Source organism: Algoriphagus winogradskyi (assembly GCF_900182815.1).
Classification (GTDB): Bacteria; Bacteroidota; Bacteroidia; order Cytophagales; family Cyclobacteriaceae; genus Algoriphagus; species Algoriphagus winogradskyi.
Genome location: NZ_FXUA01000007.1, coordinates 100,205 through 126,634, shown reverse-complemented (window position 1 = coordinate 126,634; position 26,430 = coordinate 100,205). Strand labels below are relative to the sequence as shown.

The 26,430-nt window shown below is 40.7% G+C and carries 39 protein-coding genes; all 39 read right to left on the bottom strand.

All coding sequences use genetic code 11. The annotated features are described in order from the left end of the window. Positions 1-13: 13 nt before the first annotated feature. The 39 genes from QOL76_RS16950 to rpoC all read right to left on the bottom strand — a co-directional run bounded on the left by QOL76_RS16950 (position 14) and on the right by rpoC (position 26,397). Positions 14-565 carry a hypothetical protein gene (locus QOL76_RS16950; protein ID WP_283414151.1) on the bottom strand — a complete coding sequence of 184 codons (552 nt, stop codon included), beginning with the start codon at positions 563-565 and terminating at the stop codon, positions 14-16. Further along, a complete protein-coding gene (locus tag QOL76_RS16945) occupies positions 546-833 on the bottom strand; it encodes an FtsB family cell division protein (RefSeq protein ID WP_283414150.1) in 288 nt (95 codons plus the stop codon). Before QOL76_RS16945 ends, QOL76_RS16950 begins: the two co-directional genes overlap by 20 nt. A gap of 103 nt (positions 834-936) precedes the next feature. After that, on the bottom strand, positions 937-2,217 hold the full coding sequence (eno, locus tag QOL76_RS16940) for a phosphopyruvate hydratase (RefSeq protein WP_283414149.1): 1,281 nt from the start codon (positions 2,215-2,217) through the stop codon (positions 937-939). Positions 2,218-2,239: 22 nt separating this feature from the next. Continuing rightward, positions 2,240-3,337, bottom strand: a complete 1,098-nt coding sequence (gene carA / locus QOL76_RS16935; protein ID WP_283414148.1) for a glutamine-hydrolyzing carbamoyl-phosphate synthase small subunit — start codon at positions 3,335-3,337, stop codon at positions 2,240-2,242. 119 nt (positions 3,338-3,456) lie between these two features. After that, a complete protein-coding gene (gene rplQ / locus QOL76_RS16930) occupies positions 3,457-4,014 on the bottom strand; it encodes a 50S ribosomal protein L17 (protein WP_283414147.1) in 558 nt (185 codons plus the stop codon). A gap of 6 nt (positions 4,015-4,020) precedes the next feature. Then, positions 4,021-5,010 carry a DNA-directed RNA polymerase subunit alpha gene (locus QOL76_RS16925; protein ID WP_283414146.1) on the bottom strand — a complete coding sequence of 330 codons (990 nt, stop codon included), beginning with the start codon at positions 5,008-5,010 and terminating at the stop codon, positions 4,021-4,023. Between the two features lie 39 nt (positions 5,011-5,049). Further along, the gene (gene rpsD / locus QOL76_RS16920) at positions 5,050-5,655 is read right to left on the bottom strand and encodes a 30S ribosomal protein S4 (RefSeq protein WP_283414145.1); all 606 of its coding nucleotides are present in this window, start codon (positions 5,653-5,655) and stop codon (positions 5,050-5,052) included. Between the two features lie 18 nt (positions 5,656-5,673). Continuing rightward, a complete protein-coding gene (rpsK, locus tag QOL76_RS16915; RefSeq protein WP_057939435.1) occupies positions 5,674-6,072 on the bottom strand; it encodes a 30S ribosomal protein S11 in 399 nt (132 codons plus the stop codon). A gap of 14 nt (positions 6,073-6,086) precedes the next feature. Beyond that, positions 6,087-6,464, bottom strand: a complete 378-nt coding sequence (rpsM, locus tag QOL76_RS16910; RefSeq protein ID WP_091692107.1) for a 30S ribosomal protein S13 — start codon at positions 6,462-6,464, stop codon at positions 6,087-6,089. Between the two features lie 3 nt (positions 6,465-6,467). Next, complete coding sequence (rpmJ, locus tag QOL76_RS16905; RefSeq protein WP_082632371.1) at positions 6,468-6,584, bottom strand: 50S ribosomal protein L36; 117 nt, start codon at positions 6,582-6,584, stop codon at positions 6,468-6,470. 7 nt (positions 6,585-6,591) lie between these two features. Next, a complete protein-coding gene (gene infA, locus QOL76_RS16900; protein WP_057939437.1) occupies positions 6,592-6,810 on the bottom strand; it encodes a translation initiation factor IF-1 in 219 nt (72 codons plus the stop codon). Between the two features lies 1 nt (position 6,811). Beyond that, positions 6,812-7,585, bottom strand: coding sequence for a type I methionyl aminopeptidase (gene map, locus QOL76_RS16895; RefSeq protein ID WP_283414144.1), 774 nt, complete (start codon positions 7,583-7,585; stop codon positions 6,812-6,814). 1 nt (position 7,586) lies between these two features. Next, on the bottom strand, positions 7,587-8,906 hold the full coding sequence (gene secY, locus QOL76_RS16890; RefSeq protein ID WP_283414143.1) for a preprotein translocase subunit SecY: 1,320 nt from the start codon (positions 8,904-8,906) through the stop codon (positions 7,587-7,589). A gap of 4 nt (positions 8,907-8,910) precedes the next feature. Beyond that, complete coding sequence (gene rplO, locus QOL76_RS16885) at positions 8,911-9,357, bottom strand: 50S ribosomal protein L15 (protein WP_111611460.1); 447 nt, start codon at positions 9,355-9,357, stop codon at positions 8,911-8,913. Positions 9,358-9,359: 2 nt separating this feature from the next. Continuing rightward, on the bottom strand, positions 9,360-9,539 hold the full coding sequence (gene rpmD, locus QOL76_RS16880; protein ID WP_283414142.1) for a 50S ribosomal protein L30: 180 nt from the start codon (positions 9,537-9,539) through the stop codon (positions 9,360-9,362). Between the two features lie 5 nt (positions 9,540-9,544). Continuing rightward, on the bottom strand, positions 9,545-10,063 hold the full coding sequence (gene rpsE / locus QOL76_RS16875) for a 30S ribosomal protein S5 (RefSeq protein WP_111611459.1): 519 nt from the start codon (positions 10,061-10,063) through the stop codon (positions 9,545-9,547). Between the two features lie 6 nt (positions 10,064-10,069). Next, complete coding sequence (gene rplR, locus QOL76_RS16870; RefSeq protein ID WP_283414141.1) at positions 10,070-10,420, bottom strand: 50S ribosomal protein L18; 351 nt, start codon at positions 10,418-10,420, stop codon at positions 10,070-10,072. Between the two features lie 6 nt (positions 10,421-10,426). Next, positions 10,427-10,984, bottom strand: coding sequence for a 50S ribosomal protein L6 (gene rplF / locus QOL76_RS16865; protein WP_283414140.1), 558 nt, complete (start codon positions 10,982-10,984; stop codon positions 10,427-10,429). A gap of 9 nt (positions 10,985-10,993) precedes the next feature. Continuing rightward, the gene (rpsH, locus tag QOL76_RS16860; protein WP_283414139.1) at positions 10,994-11,389 is read right to left on the bottom strand and encodes a 30S ribosomal protein S8; all 396 of its coding nucleotides are present in this window, start codon (positions 11,387-11,389) and stop codon (positions 10,994-10,996) included. 82 nt (positions 11,390-11,471) lie between these two features. Next, positions 11,472-11,741, bottom strand: a complete 270-nt coding sequence (gene rpsN / locus QOL76_RS16855; RefSeq protein WP_086539683.1) for a 30S ribosomal protein S14 — start codon at positions 11,739-11,741, stop codon at positions 11,472-11,474. Between the two features lie 2 nt (positions 11,742-11,743). Further along, a complete protein-coding gene (rplE, locus tag QOL76_RS16850) occupies positions 11,744-12,304 on the bottom strand; it encodes a 50S ribosomal protein L5 (RefSeq protein WP_283414138.1) in 561 nt (186 codons plus the stop codon). Then, a complete protein-coding gene (gene rplX, locus QOL76_RS16845) occupies positions 12,297-12,641 on the bottom strand; it encodes a 50S ribosomal protein L24 (protein ID WP_283414137.1) in 345 nt (114 codons plus the stop codon). The genes rplE and rplX overlap by 8 nt, the downstream gene beginning before the upstream one ends. A gap of 2 nt (positions 12,642-12,643) precedes the next feature. Next, positions 12,644-13,012: a 50S ribosomal protein L14 gene (rplN, locus tag QOL76_RS16840; protein WP_086500285.1), complete on the bottom strand. Its 369-nt coding sequence runs from the start codon at positions 13,010-13,012 to the stop codon at positions 12,644-12,646. A gap of 2 nt (positions 13,013-13,014) precedes the next feature. Continuing rightward, positions 13,015-13,278, bottom strand: coding sequence for a 30S ribosomal protein S17 (gene rpsQ, locus QOL76_RS16835; RefSeq protein WP_283414136.1), 264 nt, complete (start codon positions 13,276-13,278; stop codon positions 13,015-13,017). 17 nt (positions 13,279-13,295) lie between these two features. Next, entirely contained in the window at positions 13,296-13,478 is a 183-nt protein-coding gene (rpmC, locus tag QOL76_RS16830; protein WP_283414135.1) for a 50S ribosomal protein L29, read from the bottom strand. 8 nt (positions 13,479-13,486) lie between these two features. Then, positions 13,487-13,906: a 50S ribosomal protein L16 gene (gene rplP / locus QOL76_RS16825; RefSeq protein ID WP_283414134.1), complete on the bottom strand. Its 420-nt coding sequence runs from the start codon at positions 13,904-13,906 to the stop codon at positions 13,487-13,489. 23 nt (positions 13,907-13,929) lie between these two features. Then, positions 13,930-14,661 (bottom strand): 30S ribosomal protein S3, encoded by a 732-nt coding sequence (gene rpsC / locus QOL76_RS16820; RefSeq protein ID WP_086500275.1) that lies wholly within the window; start codon positions 14,659-14,661, stop codon positions 13,930-13,932. A gap of 9 nt (positions 14,662-14,670) precedes the next feature. After that, positions 14,671-15,063: a 50S ribosomal protein L22 gene (gene rplV / locus QOL76_RS16815; RefSeq protein ID WP_283414133.1), complete on the bottom strand. Its 393-nt coding sequence runs from the start codon at positions 15,061-15,063 to the stop codon at positions 14,671-14,673. Between the two features lie 2 nt (positions 15,064-15,065). Then, positions 15,066-15,344, bottom strand: a complete 279-nt coding sequence (gene rpsS, locus QOL76_RS16810; protein ID WP_057939455.1) for a 30S ribosomal protein S19 — start codon at positions 15,342-15,344, stop codon at positions 15,066-15,068. Between the two features lie 2 nt (positions 15,345-15,346). Continuing rightward, positions 15,347-16,171 (bottom strand): 50S ribosomal protein L2, encoded by an 825-nt coding sequence (gene rplB, locus QOL76_RS16805; protein ID WP_283414132.1) that lies wholly within the window; start codon positions 16,169-16,171, stop codon positions 15,347-15,349. Positions 16,172-16,184: 13 nt separating this feature from the next. Then, positions 16,185-16,472 (bottom strand): 50S ribosomal protein L23, encoded by a 288-nt coding sequence (gene rplW / locus QOL76_RS16800; RefSeq protein WP_111611451.1) that lies wholly within the window; start codon positions 16,470-16,472, stop codon positions 16,185-16,187. 4 nt (positions 16,473-16,476) lie between these two features. Further along, positions 16,477-17,106, bottom strand: a complete 630-nt coding sequence (gene rplD, locus QOL76_RS16795) for a 50S ribosomal protein L4 (protein WP_283414131.1) — start codon at positions 17,104-17,106, stop codon at positions 16,477-16,479. A gap of 3 nt (positions 17,107-17,109) precedes the next feature. Beyond that, positions 17,110-17,742 (bottom strand): 50S ribosomal protein L3, encoded by a 633-nt coding sequence (gene rplC / locus QOL76_RS16790; RefSeq protein WP_091692120.1) that lies wholly within the window; start codon positions 17,740-17,742, stop codon positions 17,110-17,112. A gap of 238 nt (positions 17,743-17,980) precedes the next feature. Further along, a complete protein-coding gene (gene rpsJ / locus QOL76_RS16785; protein WP_008203035.1) occupies positions 17,981-18,286 on the bottom strand; it encodes a 30S ribosomal protein S10 in 306 nt (101 codons plus the stop codon). A 12-nt stretch (positions 18,287-18,298) separates the two neighbouring features. Further along, entirely contained in the window at positions 18,299-20,422 is a 2,124-nt protein-coding gene (gene fusA / locus QOL76_RS16780; protein WP_283414130.1) for an elongation factor G, read from the bottom strand. A 5-nt stretch (positions 20,423-20,427) separates the two neighbouring features. Continuing rightward, positions 20,428-20,895: a 30S ribosomal protein S7 gene (gene rpsG, locus QOL76_RS16775; RefSeq protein ID WP_283414129.1), complete on the bottom strand. Its 468-nt coding sequence runs from the start codon at positions 20,893-20,895 to the stop codon at positions 20,428-20,430. Between the two features lie 22 nt (positions 20,896-20,917). Further along, positions 20,918-21,316: a 30S ribosomal protein S12 gene (gene rpsL / locus QOL76_RS16770; protein WP_057939461.1), complete on the bottom strand. Its 399-nt coding sequence runs from the start codon at positions 21,314-21,316 to the stop codon at positions 20,918-20,920. A 98-nt stretch (positions 21,317-21,414) separates the two neighbouring features. Continuing rightward, positions 21,415-21,738 (bottom strand): DUF3467 domain-containing protein, encoded by a 324-nt coding sequence (locus QOL76_RS16765; RefSeq protein WP_283414128.1) that lies wholly within the window; start codon positions 21,736-21,738, stop codon positions 21,415-21,417. A gap of 345 nt (positions 21,739-22,083) precedes the next feature. Next, on the bottom strand, positions 22,084-26,397 hold the full coding sequence (rpoC, locus tag QOL76_RS16760) for a DNA-directed RNA polymerase subunit beta' (RefSeq protein ID WP_283414127.1): 4,314 nt from the start codon (positions 26,395-26,397) through the stop codon (positions 22,084-22,086). Positions 26,398-26,430 lie beyond the last annotated feature (33 nt).

The window sequence follows — 26,430 nt, the reverse complement described above, 5'->3', positions numbered from 1 at the left end:
GCGTTAGGTATATCTACAGCACAAAACCAACACGGATCACGTATGGTTCACCATAGGGCGAACGAAGATTGTCGTGCAACACATTGTAGAGGAATGTGAAATTGGCGCCACCCCTGCTTCCAAAAGGAGCAAAATAGCCTCCACCCAAAAAGAGTGCATTTGACCAAATCCGTTCAAACCTGTCTGTCAATAGATTATAGTTATCAAAATTTATGGATTCATATTCGGCATGAGCAAAAATATTTGGGAAAATATTATATCTACTAAAAAGCCTCCCTCCATAAGAAGACGTCTCTCCACCTATATAGCGTCTGTCATTGAAATACTGGTAAGTAATTCCAACACCCGATGAGAACTTCGGGGTGATCATCACACCAACCAAAGGGGAAAAATCAATTAAAGTAACCGTGCCAAATTGCATCCCGAAATTCCCTCCATAATATAATCGCTCTTTAAATGGTATGGAATCACCTTCATAAATCTCACGCTGTGCAAAAGAGTAAGTTTGAAATAGTCCAAAGGCAATAAAAAAAAGGAGTAGAGATTTACTTTTTAACGATGACATAGAGGTCTTCAGAATTTTTCTTCATTAAGTACTTTTCACGGGCAAACTTCTCTAAGAGTTCAGGATTACTCATCAATTCCTCTCGTTCTGCTTTAATTTTCTCTCTTCTCTCAAGATAAAACTCCTTTTGGTCTTCGAGTTGACCTAGCTTACTGCTCAATTTCACTTGATTCACTACATTGTTTGAGTCAATAAAAATCATCCATGCAGCAAAAAAAACAAGGCCTAGAAAATAAAAGCTTTTGGTGTACTTAAGATATTTGCTCATAGGAAAGGAGTGGTATTAGAATTCAAGGTACAAAAATGATGCAAAAAAAAGATAGCCCACCGAAGTGAGCTATCTCAAAAATCACTTGTATGTTATGATCCTCTTAGAATTTTCCGTTGAAAACAGCTGAATCTCCTAATTGTTCTTCGATTCTAAGTAACTGATTGTACTTAGCCATACGGTCAGATCTAGAAGCAGAACCAGTTTTGATCTGTCCACAATTCAATGCCACTGCAAGGTCAGCGATAGTAGAATCTTCAGTTTCACCTGATCTGTGAGACATAACAGCTGTAAAACCTGCTTTGTGAGCAAGGTTAACTGCATTGATGGTCTCAGTCAATGTACCAATTTGGTTTACTTTGATCAAGATTGAATTGGCAGATTTCTCTTCAATTCCTCTTTTAAGGAATTTCACGTTAGTAACGAAAAGATCATCTCCAACTAGTTGTACCTTATTGCCAATTTTGGCAGTCAACATAGCCCAACCTTCCCAATCTTCTTCAGCACAACCATCTTCGATAGAATCGATAGGGTATTTTTCAGTAAGCTCAGCTAGGTAAGCAACTTGCTCTTCTCTACTTCTTGCTACGCCAGTAGAACCTTCAAATTTCGTATAGTCATATTTGCCATCTACAAAGAACTCAGATGCTGCACAATCCAATGCGATTGTAACATCATCACCAGCTTTGTATCCAGCCTTAGCGATAGCATCCAAGATACTACCAAGAGCTTCTTCAGTTCCTCCAGAGAAATTAGGTGCAAATCCACCTTCATCACCCACAGCAGTGCTTAGACCTTTGTCATGAAGAATTTTCTTCAAATTGTGGAAGATCTCAGTTCCCATTCTCATTGCTTCTGAGAAAGTAGGAGCACCAACTGGACGGATCATGAACTCCTGAAAAGCGATAGGCGCATCAGAATGAGATCCACCGTTGATGATATTCATCATCGGAACAGGAAGGGTATTAGCATTTACTCCACCAATATATCTGTAAAGTGGCTGATTAGATTCCATAGCCGCTGCTTTAGCCACTGCCAAAGAAACACCAAGAATAGCGTTAGCTCCTAAATTCCCCTTATTAGGTGTACCATCCAGATCAATCATAATCTGGTCAATCATATTTTGCTCAAACACGTCAAAACCTACTAGTTCAGACGCAATAATGTCATTTACATTAGCGACAGCTTTCATTACGCCTTTGCCCATATATGCACCTTTGTCTCCATCGCGAAGCTCTACTGCTTCGTTAATACCTGTAGATGCACCACTTGGTACAGCTGCACGGCCAAAAGCTCCATTTTCTGTATACACATCTACTTCAATAGTAGGGTTACCTCTAGAATCGAGGATTTGTCTTGCATGAATTGATTGAATCAACGTCATAGTTTTAAAAGGTTTAATGGTATTAATTTTTATTAATTAAAGAAATAAAATCGTCAAAAAGGTAGCGAGAATCATGTGGACCTGGAGATGATTCTGGGTGGTATTGCACAGAAAATGCAGGCTTATTTTTTAGACGAATTCCAGCAACAGTGTTATCATTCAAATGAACATGAGTGATCTCAACATCTGGGTTTTTCTCCGTATCCTCACGAGTGATATTAAAACCATGATTCTGGGAGGTGATTTCACTCTTACCGGTCAAAACGTTTTTAATAGGGTGGTTCAATCCTCTATGCCCGTGATGCATTTTATAGGTTGAAATTCCGCAGGCTTCAGCCAAAAGCTGGTGACCTAAACATATTCCGAAAACAGGCTTTCCCGTCTCTAAAATATCTTTAGTAGTATCTACCGCATATTCCATTACTGCTGGGTCTCCAGGACCATTTGACAAGAAATATGCATTAGGTGCCCATTCTTCCATTTCTGAAAGAGTTGTTTTGGCAGGAAAAACCTTGCAATATGCACCACGATCAGCCAAGCTTCTCAGGATATTCTTTTTTATCCCAAAATCCATACAGGCTACTTTTATTGAAGAGTTTTCATCTCCAAAGAAATAAGGTTCTTGAGTGGATACGGTGGAAGAAAGCTCAAGGCCATCCATATCTGGAACCTTTTCAAGCTCAGCTTGCAAGCCATCCAGGTTATCTTCAAATTCAGAGCTAATAATAGCATTCATTGCACCCTTAGAGCGAAGATGCCTTACCAGCTGCCTAGTATCGATATCAGCAATCCCTGTGATGCCATTCTTTACCAAGTAATCCTGCAAAGAACCAGAAGCGTCTAGACGAGAGTAGACATCCGAAAATGTGTTTACCACTATTCCACCTATTGTAGGATGGTCAGATTCTACCTCTTCATCTATCACACCATAGTTTCCAATGTGGGAAGTAGTTGTTACAATGATTTGTCCGGTGTAGGATGGATCGGTATAGATTTCCTGATAACCTGTCATTCCAGTGTTGAAGCAAATCTCACCACCATTAGTTCCTGGGTTACCTATTAATGAACCGTGAAAGACCGTACCATCGGCCAAGAGTAAAGTTGCTTTTTGTTTGATCATTTTGCTAAATAATTGCCCAAAGTTAAATATTTATTGGGAAGGAAGAGAAATGAAAAGGGTATAAAAAAAGGATTGAACAAATGTTCAATCCTTTCAATATCGTGAATCCACTGATCAACTTATTTGTTATCAGTTTCTTCTTCAGCAGAGTCAGCAGAAGCTTCAGGTGCCTTAGGCTCCTCAACATCCTTTGCAGGAGTTTCTTCTACAGCTGGTGCAGCAGATGCTTTTGTTTCCTCAGCGGCAGTAGACTTCCCAGAACCTCTACGAGATCTTCTAGTAGTTTTCTTAGCAGGCTGAGCATCTTTCAACATTAATTCGTTGAAATCCACTAATTCGATGATACACATTTCTGCATTATCACCCAATCTGAAACCAGTTTTAATAATTCTGGTGTATCCACCTGGACGAGTAGCTACTTTAGAGATTACTTCACCAAATAATTCGATGATAGCTTCCTTATTTTTTAAATAAGCGAAAGCCATACGTCTATTGTGTGTAGTATCTTCTTTAGCTCTTGTTACCAGTGGCTCCAAGTACTTCTTCAATTCTTTTGCCTTGGCAAGCGTGGTTGAGATACGCTTGTGAAGAATCAGCGAAGTTGCCATATTAGAAAGCATTGCTTTTCTATGAGCGGCCTTCCTTCCAAGGTGGTTAAATTTCTTACCGTGTCTCATTATTATTTATTCTTCATCAAGTTTATACTTAGAAATATCCATTCCGAAGGTTAGGCTCTTTTCTTGGATAAGTTGCTCTAGTTCCGCTAAGGATTTCTTACCAAAGTTTCTAAATTTCATCATATCAGAAATTTCTAGTTTGGCAAGATCACCCAAAGTCTTCACGTCAGCAGCTTTAAGACAGTTGAATGCTCGAACAGAAAGGTCAAGGTCACCCAAAGAAGTCTTAAGAAGCTTTCTCATGTGCAAGAATTCTTCGTCAATTGGCTCCGGCTCCGCGATACCTGTTGAATCAAGAACCATAGTCTGGTCTGAGAACAACATGAAATGTTGGATAAGGATTTTTGCAGATTCCTGAAGTGCTTTTTCCGGGTGGATAGAGCCATCAGTAGAAACTTCCATGATCAATTTTTCGAAGTCAGTCTTCTGTTCTACTCGTGTATTCTCAACACTATATTTCACATTCTTAATAGGTGTGAAAACAGCATCGATAGCGATAGTACCGAAGATTTGCTCTTTTGGTTTGGATTCTTCAGCTGGTAGATAGCCTCTTCCTTTTTCCATCGTCAATTCGATCTCAAAGTTTTTGGTCTCGTCGATGTGACAAATCACCAACTCTGGATTTAGGATTTCGAAAGAAGAAGTAAACTTAGCAATGTCACCTGCAGTGAAGACAGACTGATTTTTAATCTCTACAGTGATTTTTCCGTCAAATGCTTCGTGCACTTTCTTGAATCTCACTTGCTTAAGGTTCAAAATAATATCTGTAACGTCTTCAACTACACCTTCGATGGTCGAAAACTCATGCACTACACCAGGGATCTTAATCGCAGTGATGGCATAACCTTCCAAGGAAGAAAGCAAAATTCTTCTCAGGGCGTTACCAATTGTAACTCCATAGCCTTTTTCGAGTGGTTTGAAAGTGAATAAGCCATGAAAATCATCGGCTTTTTCCATCACCACTTTCTCGGGCATTTGAAATGCTAGTATGGACATATATCTCGTTCTTTTTTAAAAGCTGAAAATATTAAAATATTACTTAGAGTAAAGTTCGACAATGAGTTGCTCCTTGATATTCTCTGGAATATCATCTCTGCCTGGAACACTGACGAATTTGCCGGTCAATGATGTGCCATCCCACTCTAACCAGGAATATTTATTAGCACCTCTACCTGCTAAGCTATTAGTGATTGCTTCTAGAGACTTAGATCTTTCTCTTACAGAAACTACATCACCTGGCTTAAGTGTAAACGAAGGAATGTTAACTACCTCACCGTTTACAAGCACATGCTTGTGAGAAACTAGTTGTCTAGCACCTCTTCTGGTAGGGGAGATTCCCATTCTGTATACCGTGTTGTCCAATCTAGCTTCTAGAAGCTGAAGAAGGTTCTCTCCGGTGATTCCAGATTTTCTGGAAGCAATATCAAACATCTTAGCGAATTGTCTCTCCAATACTCCGTAGATGTATTTTGCTTTTTGCTTCTCAGCAAGCTGGATTGCGTATTCAGACTGCTTTTTTCTTCTACCTCTTCCGTGCATGCCAGGAGGGTAGTTTTTCTTTGCAAGTGCTTTGCTATGTCCTTCTATAGCTTCGCCGAATTTTCTGGCAATCTTTGCTTTAGGACCTGTATATCTAGCCATTGTATTACAATTTTATGATTAAACTCTTCTACGCTTAGGTGGACGACAACCGTTGTGCGGCATTGGAGTCACATCGATGATCGTAGTCACATCCAATCCTACATTTTGCAATGTTCTAATCGCTGATTCACGACCAGATCCCGGACCTTTTACAAATACTTCGATTTTTCTCAAACCTAAGTCATATGCTACTTGTCCACAGTTTTGCGCGGCCATCTGTGCTGCGTAAGGAGTGTTTTTCTTTGAACCTCTGAAACCCATTTTACCGGCAGAAGCCCAAGATATTACTTGACCTGCATTGTTGGTAAGAGAGATAATGATGTTGTTGAAGGATGCTCTAATGTGAGCTTGGCCTACAGCCTCAACCTTTACTACTCTTTTTTTACCTTTTGCTTTATCGTTTCTTTTCTGAGCCATAATCTAATCAGGTTTTATTTAGTCGCTTTTTTCTTGTTAGCAACTGTCTTTCTCTTACCCTTCCTTGTTCTGGCGTTGTTCTTGGTATGTTGACCACGAACTGGAAGTCCTTTTCTGTGTCTCAAACCTCTATAGCAACCAATATCTTGTAGTCGCTTGATGTTCAATTGGATCTCTGACTTTAATACACCTTCGGTTCTGAACTCTTCAGCGATAATGTTACGGATAGCTGTTGACTCATCGTCATCCCACTCACCTGCTTTTTTATCGAAAGAGATACCGGCCTTGGTCAGGATAGCTTTGGCTGCAGATCTACCTATTCCGAAGATATAGGTAAGTCCGATTACACCACGCTTATTGTCTGGTATGTCTACACCTGCAATTCTAGCCATAATTTAACCTTGTCTTTGTTTAAACTTAGGATTCTTCTTATTGATGACATACAAAACCCCTTTTCTACGGATTAGCTTGCAGTCAGCACTTCTTTTTTTGATGGATGTTTTTACTTTCATCTCAGTCTTATTTATATCGATATACAATTCTGCCTTTACTCAAATCATAGGGAGACAGTTCCAACTTTACTCGATCACCAGGAAGAATCTTGATATAATTCATCCTCATCTTACCAGATATGTGAGCAATCAGTTGATGCCCATTCTCTAGTTCCACTTTGAACATCGCATTAGACAATGCCTCTTTAATCGTACCGTCTTGCTCTATTGATGTTTGCTTGGCCATATTAGAATTTAAAATTCTCTTCTATGTATTTATGAGAGGTTAACACCTCTGTTCTATCTTCAAATATCGCTACTGTGTGCTCATAATGTGCTGAAGGTTTTCTATCCGCTGTGCGAATAGTCCAACCATCTCGCTCTTGTACAATATTTCGTGTTCCAAGATTTATCATGGGCTCAATTGCGATCACCATTCCATCTTTAAGTAAAGGACCGCTCCCTTTTTTTCCATAATTAGGAACTTCAGGTGCTTCATGTAGACTTCTGCCTAATCCATGTCCAACAAGCTCTCTGACTACGGTGTAGCCCTTGGCTTCTACAAACTTCTGAATTGCATTGCCCACATCGCCAATTCTTTTCCCAAAGACAGCTTGCTCAATTCCAATGTAAAGTGAATCTTTAGTGGCTTTTAATAATGCTTTTACAGCAGGAGAGACCTCACCAATAGGGTATGTATAAGCGGAATCGCTATGAAAACCTTGGTGAAAGACTCCACAATCTACTGAGATTATATCGCCATCTTTCAATTCATATTCACTGGGAAAACCATGTACTACTACTTCATTCACAGAAATACATAGTGAAGCAGGAAAACCGTTGTAGCCCTTGAATGAAGGTACTCCATCATGATCCCTGATAAACTCCTCAGCAATTTTGTCTAGATAAGAGGTCTTTACCCCTTCCTTGACATACTTCGCTACTTCCCCATGGGCTTTTGCTAATATGTCGGCACTTTCTTTTATTAACTTAACTTCTTCCGAAGTCTTGTAATTGATCATCTTAGGCAACTTGGTAATTAGAAGGATTATTCTTCACATTACCGCTTTTCATCATGCCTTCGTAGTGTCTCATCAACAAGTAACTTTCAATCTGTCTCAACGTATCCATGATCACACCTACCATAATTAATAGAGAGGTACCACCATAGAACTGAGCAAACTCTCCACCCACTCCGGAAATAATTGCGAGAGCAGGAAGAATAGCTACTGCAGCTAAGAGAATAGATCCCGGAAGTGTAATTTTGGAAATAATTCCATCAATAAATTCCGATGTAGGAGCTCCTGGCTTAATACCTGGAACAAAACCTCCATTTCTCTTCATATCTTCAGCGATCTGCTCAGGGTTAACTGTAATAGCAGTGTAGAAGAAAGTGAAAAGAATGATCATTGCTGCGAAAAGCAGATTGTATTGCCAAGAAGTGAAATCACTGAACGTAGCTCCAATGTAGTTGGCGATGTCATTTTCAGAAGCCCAGATCTGAGCGATCAAAGCTGGAACAAACATCAACGACTGTGCAAAGATGATTGGCATAACACCAGACGCATTTACCTTGATAGGTATATACTGTCGTTGTCCACCATACACTTTACCACCTACTACTTGTTTTGCATATTGTACAGGGATTCTTCTAGTCGCTTCAGTCAAGGCAATCACCCCAACTACCACGAAGAACAATACAGCGGCTTCAATAAGAAGAAGCAACATACCTGAAGTACCTTTCTCCAGACCTTCGGCGATAATCGCACCAGGGAATCTAGATATGATACCAATCATAATAAGCATTGAGATACCGTTACCTATACCTTTTTCAGTGATTTTCTCTCCAAGCCACATGCAGAACATAGTACCAGCAGATAGTAAAACCAAAGAACTAAACATAAATAAAGTAGAGCTAACCATCACAGCTCCTGTAGGCATTATAGTAGCGGAAACATATCCGATACCTTGCGCTATAGTGATTAGGATAGTCAAAACTCGAGTGATCTGGTTGATTCTTTTTCTACCAGATTCACCCTCTTTTTGCATTTTTTGAAAATATGGTACTCCGACAGTCAATAACTGCAACACAATAGATGCAGATATATATGGCATGATGCCTAGACCGAAGATAGATGCGTTACTGAACGCTCCACCAAGGAAGGTATCGATCAATCCAAAGATCCCTTCTGGAGCTTCTCCTAAACGAGAAGGATCAACACCAGGAAGAACTATGAACGACCCTAATCTGAATATGATCAAAAATCCGATCGTATTCATGATTCTAACTCTAAGGTCTTCGATAGAGAAAATGTTCTTAACTGTCGAAATAAACTTTTTCATTAAATTAAATTGTGTTTACCGTTCCACCCAACTTCTCAATAGCTGCTGCTGCAGTTGCTGAGAATTTATGAGCAGTTACGTCTAATTTGGATTTCAATTCACCTCCACCGAGGATTTTGATTTTGTCATTCTTGGAAGCAATACCATGAGAAACTAACGCTTCCATGTTTACTACTTCAAGATTGTATTGCTCAGCAATGCTTTGCAATGTATCCAAATTTACTGGTTTGAACTCTACTCTATTCAAGCTTTTGAATCCAAATTTAGGAACTCTTCTCTGAAGTGGCATTTGACCACCTTCAAAACCTAACTTAGACTTGTAGCCTGATCTAGATTTCGCTCCTTTATGACCTCTTGTAGAAGTTCCACCTCTACCTGAACCTGTACCTCTACCAATTCTCTTACGATTTTTGGTAGATCCTTCAGCTGGTGTTAATGTATGCAGTTTCATAATTAAGCTTCCTCCACTTTTACAAGGTGATTAACTTTATTTACCATACCGGCAATCTGAGGCGTATTCTCTACGGTCACTGATTTGCTGATACGACCTAAACCTAAAGCTGTAATAGTAGCTTTTTGATCACTTGGTCTATCAATGGTACTTTTGGTTTGCGTGATTTTGATCTTAGCCATTTCGATTATCCGTTAAAAACTTTAGACATTTTAATGCTTCTCTGTTGTGAAACAGCGATTGCATCTCTTAGCTGAGTCAAAGCTTCGATAGTAGCTTTTACCACGTTATGAGGATTAGATGATCCTTTAGATTTTGCCAATACGTCGGTAACGCCGGCACTCTCCAAAACTGCACGCATTGCACCACCTGCGATAACGCCTGTACCTGCTGCTGCTGGTTTGATCAAAACAAAACCTCCACCATATTTACCAATCTGCTCATGAGGGATAGTACCTTTCAAAATTGGCACTTTCACCAAATTCTTCTTAGCATCTTCGATACCCTTAGTGATTGCATCTGTTACCTCATTGGCCTTACCCAATCCGTAACCAACAACACCTTGGCCATCTCCCACTACAACAATTGCTGAAAAAGAGAATCTTCTACCGCCTTTCACCACTTTGGCGACACGGTTGATAGCTACTACTTTTTCCTTTAAATCTGTATCTGTAGCCCTGATAGGCTTTCTTCTTAGTTGAGACATAGCTTATTAAAATTTAAGGCCTCCTTCTCTGGCACCATCTGCCAAAGCTTTCACATTCCCATGATACAAGTAGCCATTTCTGTCAAATACTACGGATTCTACTCCGTTTGCAACAGCTCTTTCAGCAAGTTTTTTACCTACTTCTTTAGAAACTGACACATTAGCGTTAGCCTTTGCTCCCAATTCCTTGGAAGAAGCTTGAGCCAAAGTCTGACCTTTAAGGTCATCGATAAGCTGAGCGTAGATGCCAGTATTGCTTTTGAAAACTGACAAACGAGGTCTGGAATCAGTACCAGAAATCTTTCTTCTGATACCCTGCTTGATTCTAAGTCTTCTGGAATTCTTATTAAATGCCATAACCTATTATTTTTTAGCGGCAGTTTTACCAGCCTTACGTCTAACTTGTTCACCAACGAAGCGCACACCTTTTCCTTTGTAAGGTTCAACCTTACGAAGAGATCTGATTTTTGCAGCCACTTGTCCAATCAATTCTTTATCTATCGATTCTAAGGTAATGATTGGATTCTTACCTTTTGCAGTCTCAGCTTTAAGAGCTACCTCATCAGGAAGCATCATAAAGATATTGTGAGAGTAACCAAGATTCAATTCAAGAATCTGTCCTTGGTTAGACGCTTTAAAACCTACACCAACAAGCTCTAAGTCTTTCTTGTATCCTTCAGAAACTCCAATCACCATATTGTTGATTAAAGATCTATAAAGACCGTGAATAGACTTATGTCTCTTGGAATCGGTAGGTCTTGCAACAACGATTTCGTTGTTCTCTACTTTCACCTGAATATCGGGATTCACATCCTGAGTCAGGGTACCCTTTGGACCTTTAACAGTCACAGTACCTTTGTCTGTGACGTCTACAGTAACACCGCTGGGTATATTTATTGGTTTTTTACCTATTCTAGACATGATAGTAAATTAGTATACGTAGCAAATAACTTCTCCACCTACACCCTCAGTGCGGGCTTCCTTGTCAGTCATTACCCCCTTAGAGGTAGAAACAATTGCTATTCCGAGCCCGTTGATTACTCTTGGCAGCTCCGTATGTTTCACATATTTTCTCAAACCTGGCGTACTAACTCTCTTCAAGCTTACAATTGCGTTTTGCTTTGTAACAGGATTGAATTTCAGAGCAATTTTGATGGATCCTTGTGGACCGTTTTCTTCAAACTTGTAATTCTGAATGTATCCTTTTTCGTGCAATACTTTTGTAATCTCTTTCTTGATATTAGAAGCAGGTATTTCAACGATTCGGTGAGATGCCTTGATGGCATTTCTCAACCTAGTCAAATAATCAGCTATTGGATCAGTCATTGTATTTTATAGTCTAGCTACACCCGATTTGGGCGTGCAAAGTTACGAATTGATTTTTATAATAAAAACTACTGTCGTTATTTTACCAGCTGGACTTTGTCACTCCAGGGATCTTGCCTGCTGAGGCCATTTCTCTGAAGGTTACCCTGTTGATACCAAACTTTCTCATGTAGCCCTTAGGACGACCAGTTAGTTTACATCTGTTGTGAAGTCTAACTGGAGACGCGTTCTTTGGCAATTTATCAAGTGCTTCATAATCGCCAGCAGCTTTAAGCGCGGCTCTTTTATCTGCATACTTGGCTACCAGACGCTCTCTTTTTCTCTCACGAGCTTTGATTGACTCTTTTGCCATGATTATTCTTCTTTAGTTTTTTTAACGAAAGGCATTCCAAAAGCTTTGAATAATTCTAAGCTTTCCTCATCTGTATTAGCAGAAGTAACGAATGTAATATCCATACCTGAGATTCTATTGACTTTCTCAATGCTGATCTCAGGGAAGATTATTTGCTCTTGCACACCTAGTGTGTAATTGCCTCTTCCGTCAAATCCTTTATCAGAAATACCTTTGAAATCTCTTACACGTGGTAGTGCAATAGTGATCAAACGATCAAGGAACTCATACATCGTCTGACCTCTCAAAGTAACTTTAGCTCCGATAGGCATTCCTTCTCTCAACTTAAAGTTGGAAACAGAAGTCTTTGCGATAGTCGAAACAGCTCTCTGACCAGTGATCAAAGAAAGCTCTTCTACACCTTGGTCTACCAATTTTTTATCTGCTACAGCTGCACCGATACCTTTGTTGAGAACAATTTTCTCCAACTTAGGTACTTGCATTACTGAAGAGTATTGGAATTTCTCTTTCAAAGCAGGAACGATCTCGTCCACGTACTTTTGTTTGATTCTTGGATTAGCCATTGATCACCTCCCCAGTTTTCTTAGAGTATCTTACTAATTTACCATTTTCACCTTCTTTGCGACCTGTTCTAGTGGCTTCACCAGTCTTAGGATCTACAAGTTTCAGGTTACTAATATGGATAGAAGCTTCTTTCTTATCGATACCGCCCTGAGGCTTAGCTGCTGTAGGCTTCACGTGTTTAGTGATCATATTAAGACCTTCCACGATTGCTCTATTCTTTTGCTTATCTACAGAAAGTACTTTTCCTGTTTTGCCATTGTCATCACCTGCAATCACCTTTACAGTGTCACCAGTTTTGATATGAAGCTTTGTTTGCTTGTTCATTTTTCTTTCCATGATTACAATACTTCAGGAGCCAATGAAACGATTTTCATAAACTGCTTCTCTCTCAACTCTCTAGCCACTGGGCCGAAGATACGCGTGCCTCTTGGCTCGTCGTTGTTGTTCAATAACACAGCTGCGTTGTCCTCGAAACGGATATAAGAACCGTCTTTTCTTCTTATTTCTTTACGAGTACGCACGATTACCGCTCTTGAAACGGTACCTTTTTTCATGCTGCTGGAAGAAAGCGCAGATTTTACTGTCACAACGACTTTATCGCCGATGGAAGCATATCGCTTTTTTGTTCCTCCCAATACGCGGATTACCAATACCTCTTTGGCACCAGAGTTGTCCGCTACGCTTAGTCTTGATTCTTGCTGGATCATAATTACTTAGCCCTTTCAATAATTTCAACTACTCTCCAACGCTTGTTCTTACTCAGCGGACGAGTTTCGCTGATTTTCACCAAGTCACCTGGGTTACAATCATTTGTCTCGTCATGAGCCATAAATTTGGTTGTTTTGGTAACAAACTTACCATAGATGGCGTGCTTTACGCGACGCTCGATCAATACGGTAATGGACTTATCCATCTTGTTACTTACCACCTTACCAATTCTTTCTTTTCGAAGATTTCTCTCTGTCGTAGCCATATTCTTTTTGTTAGCTATTATTTGGCAGCCAATGCAGTCTTTAATCTTGCGATAAAGCGCTTGGTCTCGCGGATTCTGTTAGGATTCTCTATAGGAGATATCGAGTGCGCAAACCTAAGTTTGGTTAGATTCTCCTGCTCAGCGACTAGTCGCTCGGCGATTTCACTGTTAGACAGTGATTTGATTTCAGTATTTTTCATAGTGCTTATTATTCAGCGTAATCTCTACGAACAACAAATCTAGTGCTTACAGGTAGCTTTTGCTGTGCAAGTCTCAACGCCTCTTTAGCTGTCTCCTGGCTCACGCCAGTAGCTTCGAAAAGGATCGTTCCTGGTTTGATAACGGCTACCCAATATTCTGGAGCACCTTTACCTTTACCCATACGAACCTCTGCGGGCTTTTTAGTGATAGGTTTGTCAGGGAATATTCTGATCCAAACCTGTCCTTCTCTTTTCATTGCTCTCGTCATCGCGATACGAGCTGCCTCGATCTGACGGGAGGTGATCCATCCTGCTTCAAGGGACTTGATGCCAAAGTTGCCAAAAGAAAGCGTATGCCCTCTTTGTGCAATGCCTTTGACACGGCCCTTTTGCATTTTCCTATATTTAGTTCTTTTTGGCTGTAACATGAGTTCTCACTTATGGGCGAAAATTAGTTATTTCTTTTTCTTCGTCTTGGACCATCATTTCTCTTAGGACCTGCATTACGAGCACCTTTAGGCTCATTAGCTGCTCCCTGATTAGGAGAAAGATCTCTCTTACCGTACACTTCACCTTTGAAGATCCAAACTTTGATTCCGATCAAGCCATATACCGTAAGGGCTTCTGACAAGGCGTAATCAATATCTGCTCTCAATGTGTGAAGAGGAATTCTTCCTTCTTTGTACATTTCAGAACGGGCCATTTCGGCTCCGCCTAGACGTCCAGAAAGTTTAACTTTAATTCCTTCCGCTCCCACTCTCATGGATGCTGCAATAGCTTGCTTCATTGCTCTTCTGAAAGAAATTCTTGCTTGAAGCTGCTGAGCGATTGATTCACCTACCAATTTCGCATCCAATTCAGGACGCTTGATCTCGAAGATATTAATCTGAATATCCTTGTTGGTGATATTCTTAAGTTCTTCTTTCAGTTTATCTACTTCGGCTCCACCTTTACCAATTACAACACCTGGACGGGCAGTATGAATCGTAAGAGTGATTCTTTTAAGCGTGCGCTCAATAATCACTTTAGAAATACCTCCCTTAGGAATTCTGGCAAGGACGTACTTACGGATTTTCTGATCTTCATATAGCTTCTCAGCGAAGTCTTTCCCACCATACCAGTTGGAATCCCAGCCTTTGACTACACCAAGTCTAAATCCTATTGGGTTGATCTTTTGTCCCATAGTCTGTTCTTAATTTGCCTTTTCGTTTGTTTCTACTACATCAGCGGTAACTTCTTGCGTGTCGAATGAATCAACAATAAGCGTTACATGATTTGATCTCTTGCGGATTCTATGACCTCTACCTTGAGGAGCTGGTCTTAATCTCTTAAGCATTCTACCTTCATCTACCATTACAGTTTTGATGAAAAGGTCAGCTTCTTCCAATTTGGCATCAGGGTTTTTCGCTTGCCAGTTGGCTACAGCGGAAAGCAACAACTTCTCAAGTCGAGCAGCTCCATGATTAGGAGTAAACTTCAATATGCTAAGTGCCAATCCTACTCTCTTGCCTCTGACAAGGTCAGCCACAAGGCGCATCTTACGCGGAGATGTAGGGACATTATTTAATTTTGCTAATGCTTCCATGATTATCTCTTTCCTTTATCTTTTTTGGCAATGTGGCCTCTGAAATTTCTGGTAGGAGCAAATTCACCTAGCTTATGACCTACCATGTTGTCTGTTACAAATACTGGAATGAATTTATTCCCATTATGCACAGCGAAGGTATGTCCTACGAAATCTGGAGAAATCATTGATTTTCTTGACCAAGTCTTGATTACCGATTTCTTGCCTGATTCGTTCTGAGCATCCACTTTTTTCACAAGATGGTGCTCGATATAAGGACCTTTTTTTAATGAACGTGCCATAATTATTTAGATCTTTTGCTTACGATGAACTTGTTTGAATACTTCTTAGGAGATCTTGTTTTCTTACCTTTAGACAATAGACCTTTTCTAGATCTAGGGTGTCCTCCAGAAGAACGACCTTCACCACCACCCATTGGGTGATCTACTGGGTTCATTGCTACACCTCTTACACGAGGACGAGCTCCGAGCCATCTCTTACGACCGGCTTTACCCAATACTACGTTCATGTGATCACCATTGGAAACAGTTCCAATAGTAGCCATACATGTATTAAGAACAAGTCTCATCTCACCAGATGGAAGTTTCACTGTCACGTATTTCCCGTCACGGGCTACGATCTGTGCATAACCTCCGGCACTTCTTACCATTGCGGCACCTTTTCCTGGCTTCAATTCCAAGCAGTGTACAATCGTACCCATTGGAATGTTCACCACTGGCATCGCGTTGCCCACTTCTGGAGCAACTTGCTCACCGGAAATCACTGTTTGTCCCACTGACAAACCTTCCGGGGCGATAATGTAGGCCTTCGCACCATCTGCATAATATAGTAGGGCAAGACGTGCTGTTCTGTTTGGATCATACTCGATAGATTTAACTACCGCAGGTACGCCGAACTTGTTTCTTTTGAAGTCTACAATACGTAGTCTTCTCTTATGACCACCGCCAATATTACGGACAGTCATTTTGCCTTCATTATTTCGTCCACCTGACTTCTTGATAGGAGCAAGAAGAGATTTTTCCGGCTTTGACGTTGTAATCTCGTCAAATGCTGGAGCTACTCTGAATCTTGTCCCTGGAGTTACAGGCTTCAACTTTTTAATTGCCATGATATAGATTCAATTAAATTTCTCCGTAAAAATCAATCACTTCACCGTCGGCTACTTGCACGATTGCTTTCTTGAAAGCATTGGTAAAGCCTGAAACCACTTTAGCTTTGGTGTATCTAGATTTATGCTTTGCTGCATATCTGATGGTTCTGATAGAAACCACTTTCACACCAAACGTTTTTTCTACAGCAAGTTTGATTTCCGGTTTCTTCGCAGTTTTTTCCACGATGAATCCATAAACGCCTCTTTCGTTCATGGCAGAAATCTTTTCTGTAATTAAAGGCTGCTTTAGAATATCCATTGTCTTATTTCGATAAAATGGTTTCCAACTTACTTAAAGAACCTTCACAGATCACTAGGTGATCAGCGTTAAGAACCTGGTAAGTATTTACATCATTTACAGTCACAACTTTCGCCTTTGGCAAGTTTCTGCTGGAAAGGAACACGTTAGCATTTTCCTCAGGAAGTACTAGTAGCGTCTTCTTATCTCCAAGAGACAAACCGTTAAGCAATGCCAAGTAACTCTTAGTTTTTGGAGAGTCAAATGAAATGCTTTCCAATACTGACAAGCTGTTATCTTTCACTTTATAAGTAAGTGCAGATTTTCTGGCTAGTTGTTTTACCTTTTTATTCAATTTGAAAGAATAGTCTCTTGGCTGTGGGCCAAATACTCTTCCTCCTCCTCGGAATAGCGGCGACTTGATAGATCCAGCACGTGCACTACCAGTGCCCTTTTGCTTTTTGATCTTACGAGTAGAGCCAGCTATCTCATTTCTCTCTTTAGACTTGTGCGTACCTTGTCTTTGGTTAGCCAAGTACTGCTTTACATCAAGGTAGATCGCATGATCGTTTGGTTCGATTGCGAAAATCTCATCAGACAAGCTGATTTTTCTACCTGTGTCTTCTCCTTTTTGATTAATTACTGCTAATTCCATGGCTTACTTCTCTAGAATAACGAAAGAATTTTTAGGACCAGGTACAGAACCAGAAACCAATAGTAGGTTTTTGTCAGCATAGATTTTCAACACTCTAAGGTTGACAACCTTCACTCTGTCTCCGCCCGTTCTACCAGCCATTCTCATTCCTTTGAATACTCTGGATGGCCAAGAACATGCACCAATTGAACCTGGGTGTCTACCTCTGTTGTGCTGACCGTGAGTTTGTCCACCCACACCAGCAAAACCATGACGTTTTACTACACCCTGGAATCCTTTACCTTTTGAAGTTCCGATAGCATCTACGAAGTCACCTTCGATAAATACTTCACCAGCCTTCACAGTAGCTCCTAGATTTACCTGGCCTTCAAACTCGACCCGGAACTCTCTGAACTCAACAACTTTGTGCTTTGGTGTTGTACCAGCCTTTTTAAAATGACCGATCAATGGTTTTGGCGTATTTTTCTCTTTACGCTCACCATAAGCCAACTGCACTGCGTTGTACCCGTCTGTTTCAACGTTTTTTACTTGCGTCACTACACAAGGACCAGCTTCTATTAGCGTGCATGCGACGTTACGTCCATCGGCACTGAAAATGCTAGTCATTCCTACTTTTCTACCTATTATACCAGACATCTTTTATAAGATAATATAATAACCCACAGGCATTTGTCTGCCGGGGTTCCTTTTAAAGGACTGCAAAGTTACTGAAATAAAATTCTGTAACAAATCCGAAATCCTAAATTTTAACTGTATTGCAAAATATTTCCGTTGTGCCTCAGGCATTTATAGCCCTACAATCACAACAGCAAGCCTCTAAAGCAAAAAAGACCTGCTCCGAAAAGCAGGTCTTTAGTATATTAATCCAGTCCGATCAAACTTTGATCTCTACATCAACTCCACTTGGAAGCTCGATTTTCATCAAAGCATCTACCGTTTTGGAAGAGTTAGAGTAGATATCCACCAATCTCTTGTAAGTACAAAGTTGGTATTGATCTCTAGCTTTCTTAGACACGTGTGGAGATTTCAATACGGTGAATTTCTCCTTCTTTGTAGGCAATGGAATTGGCCCTACTACTACTGCGCCAGTGGCTTTCACTGCCTTTACAATCTTCTCTGATGACTTATCCACCAGGCTGTGATCGTATGATTTTAGTTTTATTCTGATTTTCTGATTCATCGCAAATATTATTTAGTCCTTCTGACCTTTTACTGTAGCAATTACACCTTCGGCAATGTTGTTAGGCACTGACTCATAGTGAGAGAATGTCAATGAAGCTGTAGCTCTACCAGATGTGATAGTTCTTAGATCAGTAATGTAACCGAACAACTCAGACAATGGTACAGATGCTTTGATTACGGAAGAAGTACCTTTAGTGTCCATTCCCTTCATCAAACCTCTTCTTCTATTCAAGTCACCAGTGATTGGACCAGTGTACTCATCAGGAGAAACCACATCTACTGCCATGATTGGCTCAAGCAATTGAGGCTTACATCTCTTAGCGGCATCTTTGAAGCCAAGTCTAGCTGCTAATTCAAAAGAAAGAGCATCTGAATCGACATCGTGGAATGATCCGTGGAACAATCTCACTTTCATAGACTCGATAGGATAACCTGCCAAAGGACCATTTTTCATGGACTCAGCAAATCCTTTCTGTATGGAAGGAATAAATTCTTTAGGGATTACACCACCTACGATAGCGTTTACAAATTCAAGACCTGGCTTGATTTCTCCAGTTTCAGGATCTGGATCTCTCGGGCTAAGTTCGAATGAAATATCAGCGAATTTACCTTTACCACCTGTCTGCTTCTTGTAAACTTCTTTATGTTCAACCGAACCAAATAATGCTTCTTTGTAAGCCACTTGAGGAGCTCCTTGGTTGATTTCAACCTTGAATTCTCTCTTCAAACGATCGATGATAATATCCAAGTGAAGTTCACCCATTCCTCTCAAGATAGTCTGGCCAGTTTCGTGATCAGTGTTCACTTGAAGTGTAGGATCTTCTTCTACTAGTTTAGCGATCGCCATACCTAGCTTATCTACATCTGCCTGCGTCTTAGGCTCGATAGCATATCCAATTACTGGCTCAGGGAATACCATTGATTCCAATACAACCTTACGCTTTTCGTCGCAAAGAGTATCTCCAGTTTTGATATCTTTAAAGCCTACCACTGCACCAATATCACCAGCTCTTAGAGCATCGATTTGGTTTTGCTTGTTAGCATGCATTTGGAACACTCTAGAGATACGCTCTTTATTTCCAGAACGGCTATTGAAAACATAAGAACCTGAATTCAGAATTCCTGAATATGCTCTTACGAAACAAAGACGGCCTACAAATGGATCTGTAGCAATTTTGAAAGCAAGTCCTGCAAATGGTTCATTCTCATCAGGAGAGATTCTTACATCTTTATCCTCATCCTCCAAATCATGAGCAATGATATCGTCCTTGTCCATAGGAGAAGGAAGCAATTCCATTACTAGATCTAGCATAGTCTGAACACCTTTATTCTTGAAAGAAGATCCACATACCATTGGCACAATCTTCATATCAATTACTGCTTTTCTTAAAGCTGTTAGGATTTCTTCTTCAGTGATTGAATCAGAATCTTCGAAGAATTTCTCCATTAAAGACTCATCGTAATCAGCAACTGCTTCAAGCAAGTACTCCCTGTATTCCGCTACTTCGTCTAGCATATCTTCAGGAATCGGAACTTCTTCGAAAGTCATTCCGAAATCTTCCTCATTCCAAACGATAGCTCTGTTATTGATCAAATCTACTACACCGCGGAATCTATCTTCAGCACCGATAGGAAGTTGCAAAGGAACAGCGTAGCTGCCTAGCATTTCCTTCACCTGCTTACAAACCTCAAGGAAGTTTGCGCCGGCACGGTCCATTTTGTTTACGAATCCAATACGGGCAACTTTATAGTTATCCGCAAGTCTCCAGTTAGTCTCGGACTGTGGCTCTACGCCATCTACAGCACTGAATAGGAATACCAATCCATCGAGAACACGAAGTGATCTGTTTACTTCAACAGTAAAATCAACGTGACCGGGAGTATCGATGATGTTGATCTGGTATTTTTTCTCTCTGTAATTCCAAAAAACGGTAGTCGCAGCAGAAGTAATAGTAATACCTCTTTCCTGCTCCTGAGCCATCCAGTCCATGGTAGCTGCACCGTCGTGAACCTCACCTATTTTGTGAGATACGCCCGAATAAAAAAGAATTCGTTCTGTCGTTGTAGTTTTACCCGCATCAATGTGCGCGGCAATACCAATATTTCTGGTAAGTGTTAAATCTCTTTTAGCCATATTGATTAGAATCTAAAGTGGGAGAATGCTTTGTTGGCTTCAGCCATTCTGTGCGTATCATCTTTCTTCTTCACTCCGGCACCTTCGCCTTTGGAAGCAGCGATAATTTCGCCAGCTAGTCTGTCCATCATTGTCTTCTCACCTCTTCTTCTGGCGTAGCTGATCATCCATTTCATTCCCAATGCAACCTTTCTGTCAGGACGGACTTCCATTGGAACCTGGAATGTAGCACCACCAACTCTACGACTCTTCACCTCAACGGATGGAGAAATATTGTTTAGCGCTTTTTTCCAAACTTCAAGACCATTCTCACCTACTTTTTCTTCAACTTTTTCTACTGCATCGTAGAAAATTCTGTAAGCAATACTCTTCTTCCCGTCTACCATTAGGTTGTTCACGAATCTAGTCACTAGCGTATCGTTGAACTTCGGATCAGGAAGAATATATCTCTTCTTTGGTTTCGCTTTTCTCATTTTTTCTAAATGTTATAAAGTATTATTTCTTTGCCGGAGCGCCTTTTCCAGCCTTCGGTCTTTTAGCACCATACTTAGAGCGACCTTGCTTACGGTCTTTAACTCCTGCGGTATCTAGTGCACCTCGGATGATGTGATATCTCACACCTGGAAGATCTTTCACACGACCACCTCTGATCAAGACGATCGAGTGTTCTTGTAGATTGTGACCTTCTCCAGGAATGTAAGCATTCACTTCTTTTCCGTTTGTCAATCTCACCCTCGCCACTTTTCTCATTGCAGAGTTTGGCTTCTTAGGGGTTGTAGTGTATACTCTGGTACAAACTCCTCTTCGCTGTGGACATGCATCCAAAGCTCTTGATTTTGATTTGGTCTCCAGTGTAGTTCTACCTTTTCGTACTAACTGTTGAATAGTAGGCATTAACTGATAAAATTTAGTTTTCCCGTAAACTGTTAAATTTTGGACTGCAAAGGTAAACAAAGTAATAAGAGTAACAAAGCTAAGCAGTTATATTTTTACTAGGCTTCTCCCGGTGTTCCGAAACTTATCGGAAACTGGGGTGCTCCTCCTGACTGGCTTATCTTTCCAAAGGCTGCTTCATACTTCTCGATATTATCTTTTAAAGCTGAAAGCAACCTCTTCGCATGATCCGGAGTCACGATGATTCGTGACTTCACTTTGGCCTTTGGCACACCCGGCATTAGGCGGATAAAGTCAATCACAAATTCAGAATTAGAATGCGCAATCATCGCCAAATTGGAATAAACACCTTCAGCAACTTCTTCAGAAAGTTCTACATTGATCTGCTGATCTCCTTTTTTTTGTCCGTTGTCGTCTTGCATGGTTGATGTTATTTATATAATTATCCCTAATGATGCCAGTACCGCTATTTTCTTTGTTTATTAGGCTGGATGACCGATGACAGGTGACCGAAGTAGCCTCAATGCCATTGTTGATCCAATTCTGTAATTCATAAGTCTCTTAACTATTAACAAGGAGACTAATGAAGACTAAATTACCTATAACCAATTAACTAGCTTATTTATCCAGTTGGCAACTCTGGTTCATCATAAGATATCTAAACTGCGTTCTCTGCGCAAACCTTCGCGTCCACCGCGGTTAAATACGTCATTTAGAAAAAAAAGGCCTGTCGTGAAACAGGCCTTTTGAATTAATTTATTAAACTTTTACAGGATTGCTTCGCTAGATCTTTTAGTGTTGCGCTCCATGTTTTCTGAAAGCTTCTCATATTCTTCCTGAGAACCTACGATGATAGGCTGCAATCTTCTCTGACCAGTACCGGCAGGAATCAAGTGACCAACGATTACGTTCTCTTTCAAACCTTTCAGCTCATCTCGCTTACCTCTGATAGCTGCTTCGGAAAGCACCTTAGTAGTCTCCTGGAAGGAAGCTGCAGAGATAAATGACTCAGTACCCAAAGATGCGGCAGTGATACCCTGTAGAGTAGGCTTAGAAACCGCAGTTTCAGCATCACGTACTTGCACCAACTTAAGATCCTTACGCTTCAAGCTAGAATTCTCATCTCTCAATCTTCTTGCAGAGATAATCATACCTGGCTTCAATGTAGAAGAATCACCAGCATCCATAACCACCTTACGGTCAAGAATATTATCATTCTCTTCTCTGAATGCCCACTTATCCACTACTTGGTTCTGCAGGAATCCAGTATCACCAGCATCAAGGATTTCAACTTTCTGCATCATTTGAGATACGATCACCTCGATGTGCTTATCGTTGATTTTCACACCTTGAAGACGATAGACTTCCTGGATTTCATTTACTAAGTATTCTTGAACAGCAGTTGGGCCTTTGATAGACAAGATATCATTTGGAGTGATCGCTCCATCAGAAAGTGGTTCACCAGCTCTGATAAAGTCATTCTCCTGAACCAAGATATGCTTAGAAAGAGATACCATGTATTTCTTAATTACTCCATCTTTGGACTCAATGATGATTTCTCTGTTACCTCTCTTGATACCACCGTAAGATACCACACCATCGATTTCAGAAACTACAGCCGGATTGGATGGATTTCTTGCTTCGAATAGCTCTGTAACTCGTGGAAGACCACCAGTAATATCTCTTGTTTTACCAACAGATCTTGGGATTTTTACCAAGATTTGACCTGATTTAACTTTGTCTCCAGCCTCAATTGCCAAGTGAGCTCCTACAGGAATGTTATATCCTTTAGACTCTTCACCATAGTTGACAATGATTGCAGGGTTCTTAGTTCTATCTTTTGTATCGATAATTACTTTCTCACGGAAGCCTGTCTGATCATCGGACACTTCTTTGAAAGTAACGCCTTCTACGATTGCTTCGAATTCAATTTTACCATCGAATTCAGATAGGATAACTGCATTATATGGATCCCACTTACATAGAGTCTGACCCTTAGTAACTTTCTCCTTATCCTTCACATTGACAATTGAACCATATGGTGCATGATTAGACACTAATGTCTTACCTGTCTTAGGATCATTCACTTTGATCTCACCAGATCTACCCATGACCACCGTTACTGGTTCGCCATCCTTATTGGTAGTCTCGATTAATCTCAATTCATCGTCAAATTCTACAACACCGTCGAACTTAGCTATCACACTCGCTTCTACAGCCATGTTTGATGCAGTACCACCTACGTGGAAAGTTCTCAATGTAAGCTGAGTACCAGGCTCACCGATTGATTGTGCAGCGATAACACCTACAGATTCACCTGTCTGTACCATATGGCCAGATGAGGTTAGATTTCTTCCGTAGCATTTCCCACATACACCTCTACGAGTCTCACACGTCAATACAGATCTGATCTCAACCTCGTCAATACCAGATTCGTCAATCAACTGAGCAACCTCATCGCTGATCATAACTCCTGATTCAATGATCAACTCATCCGTTTCTGGATGGTATATATCATGGACAGAAACTCTACCTACAACTCTCTCAGAAAGTGGCTCGACGATATCGTCATTATCTCTCAATGGCTGAACCATCAATCCTCTCAAACTACCACAATCGTCTTCAGTCACAATCATATCCTGCGCCACATCCACTAGACGTCTGGTTAGGTAACCAGCATCGGCAGTTTTCAATGCAGTATCGGCGAGGCCTTTACGTGCACCGTGCGTAGAGATAAAGTATTCCAATACATCCAGTCCTTCTTTGAAGTTTGAAAGGATTGGGTTTTCGATGATCTCACCTACAGAACCTTGAAGGTTTTTCTGTGGCTTAGCCATCAAGCCTCTCATACCACCCAGCTGACGAATTTGTTCTCTGGAACCACGGGCTCCTGAGTGCATCATCATGTAGATAGCATTGAATCCTTGCTTATCCTCTTCCATCTGCTTCATCAGATTATTAGTCAAATGAGAGTTGGTACGAGTCCAAATATCAATTACTTGATTGTATCGTTCGTTATCCGTGATTAGACCCATTAGGTAGTTGTTCCATACTTGGTCAACTTCGTCTTTGGCCTTAGTAATCATCGGCTCTTTTTCTTCTGGGATGATTACATCATTCAGACCCATAGATAGACCACCTTTGTAGGCCATCTGGAATCCAAGGTTTTTGATATCATCCAAGAATTGAGCTGTACGTGCCATTCCACATACCTTAACCACTTTAGCAATAATCTGCTGAAGTTTTTTCTTGGTCAAAAGCTCATTTACATAACCTACTTCTTTTGGTACAAACTGGTTGAAAATCAATCTACCGGCTACGGTTTCAATAATCTCATCCTTGTAACCTCCATCTTCGGTTCTTACCTGTACTTTACATTTGATATTCGCATGCTTGGAGATTTGCTCCTCATTCAATGCGATGATCACTTCTTCAGTGCTGTAGAATGTCATTCCTTCACCAGGAACCTTCTCCTCTGGAGTAGATCTCTTACCCTTGGTCACGTAGTATAGACCCAATACCATATCCTGAGAAGGTACAGTAATTGGAGCTCCGTTGGCAGGGTTAAGAATATTGTGCGAAGAAAGCATCAACGTAGAAGCTTCCAAGATCGCTTCATGTCCAAGCGGTACGTGAACTGCCATCTGATCACCGTCAAAATCGGCGTTGAATGCAGTACATACCAATGGGTGAAGCTGGATAGCTTTTCCTTCTATAAGCTTTGGCTGGAAAGCTTGGATACCTAGTCTGTGAAGAGTAGGGGCACGGTTAAGGAGCACAGGGTGTCCCTTCAATACGTTTTCCAAAATATCCCAAACCACAGGATCTTTACGATCAACAATTTTCTTGGCCGACTTAACTGTCTTCACAATACCTCTTTCGATCAGTTTTCTGATGATGAAAGGCTTGAAAAGTTCAGCCGCCATATTTTTAGGAAGACCACACTCGTGAAGCTTCAACTCAGGACCTACCACGATCACAGAACGACCGGAGTAATCCACACGCTTACCGAGCAAGTTTTGACGGAATCGACCTTGCTTACCTTTCAACATATCGGAAAGGGATTTCAAAGCACGGTTTCCATCAGATCTTACTGCATTTACTTTTCTAGAGTTATCGAATAGAGAATCTACAGCTTCCTGAAGCATTCTTTTTTCGTTTCTCAAAATTACCTCTGGAGCTTTGATATCGATCAATCTCTTCAGACGGTTGTTTCTGATGATAACTCTTCTATAAAGGTCATTCAAATCGGAAGTCGCAAAACGACCGCCATCCAAAGGAACCAATGGACGCAATTCCGGTGGAATAACTGGAACCATACGAACAACCATCCACTCAGGACGGTTTTCGATTCTTGTTCTAGCATCACGGAATGCTTCTACCACTTTAAGTCTTTTCAGTGCTTCTGCTTTTCTCTGTTGAGAAGTATCAGTAGCAGCTTGGTGACGAAGTGCATAAGAAAGGTCATCCAGATCAATTCTTGCCAATAGCATCTCCAACGCTTCAGCACCCATTTTGGCGATGAATTTATTTGGATCCTCATCGTCAAGCATATGGTTTTCCTTAGGAAGCTTGTCCATGATATCCAGGTATTCATCTTCAGTCAGGAAGTCCAAATATTGAACTCCCTCTTCTGCTTTGATGCCTGGCTGAACAACCGCATAACGCTCGTAATAGACAATCTGATCAAGTTTCTTAGTCGGAAGACCAAGTAGATAACCGATTTTATTAGGAAGAGATTTGAAATACCAAATGTGGGCAACTGGTACTACCAGCTCGATGTGCCCCATTCTCTCTCTTCTTACTTTCTTCTCTGTAACCTCTACACCGCAGCGATCACAGATAATACCTTTATACCTGATGCGCTTGTACTTGCCACAATGACACTCCCAATCCTTTACAGGACCAAAGATTCTCTCACAGAACAAACCGCCCATTTCAGGCTTGTAGGTTCTATAATTGATGGTCTCTGGCTGGGTCACTTCACCGTTTGAGCTATCCAGAATTGATTCTGGGGAAGCCAAACTGATGGTGACTCTGGAAAAATCATTGTTAAGTTTTTTATTTTTTCTGAACGCCATAGTTTTTTGAAAGATATGTAAAGGGCTCTTGCG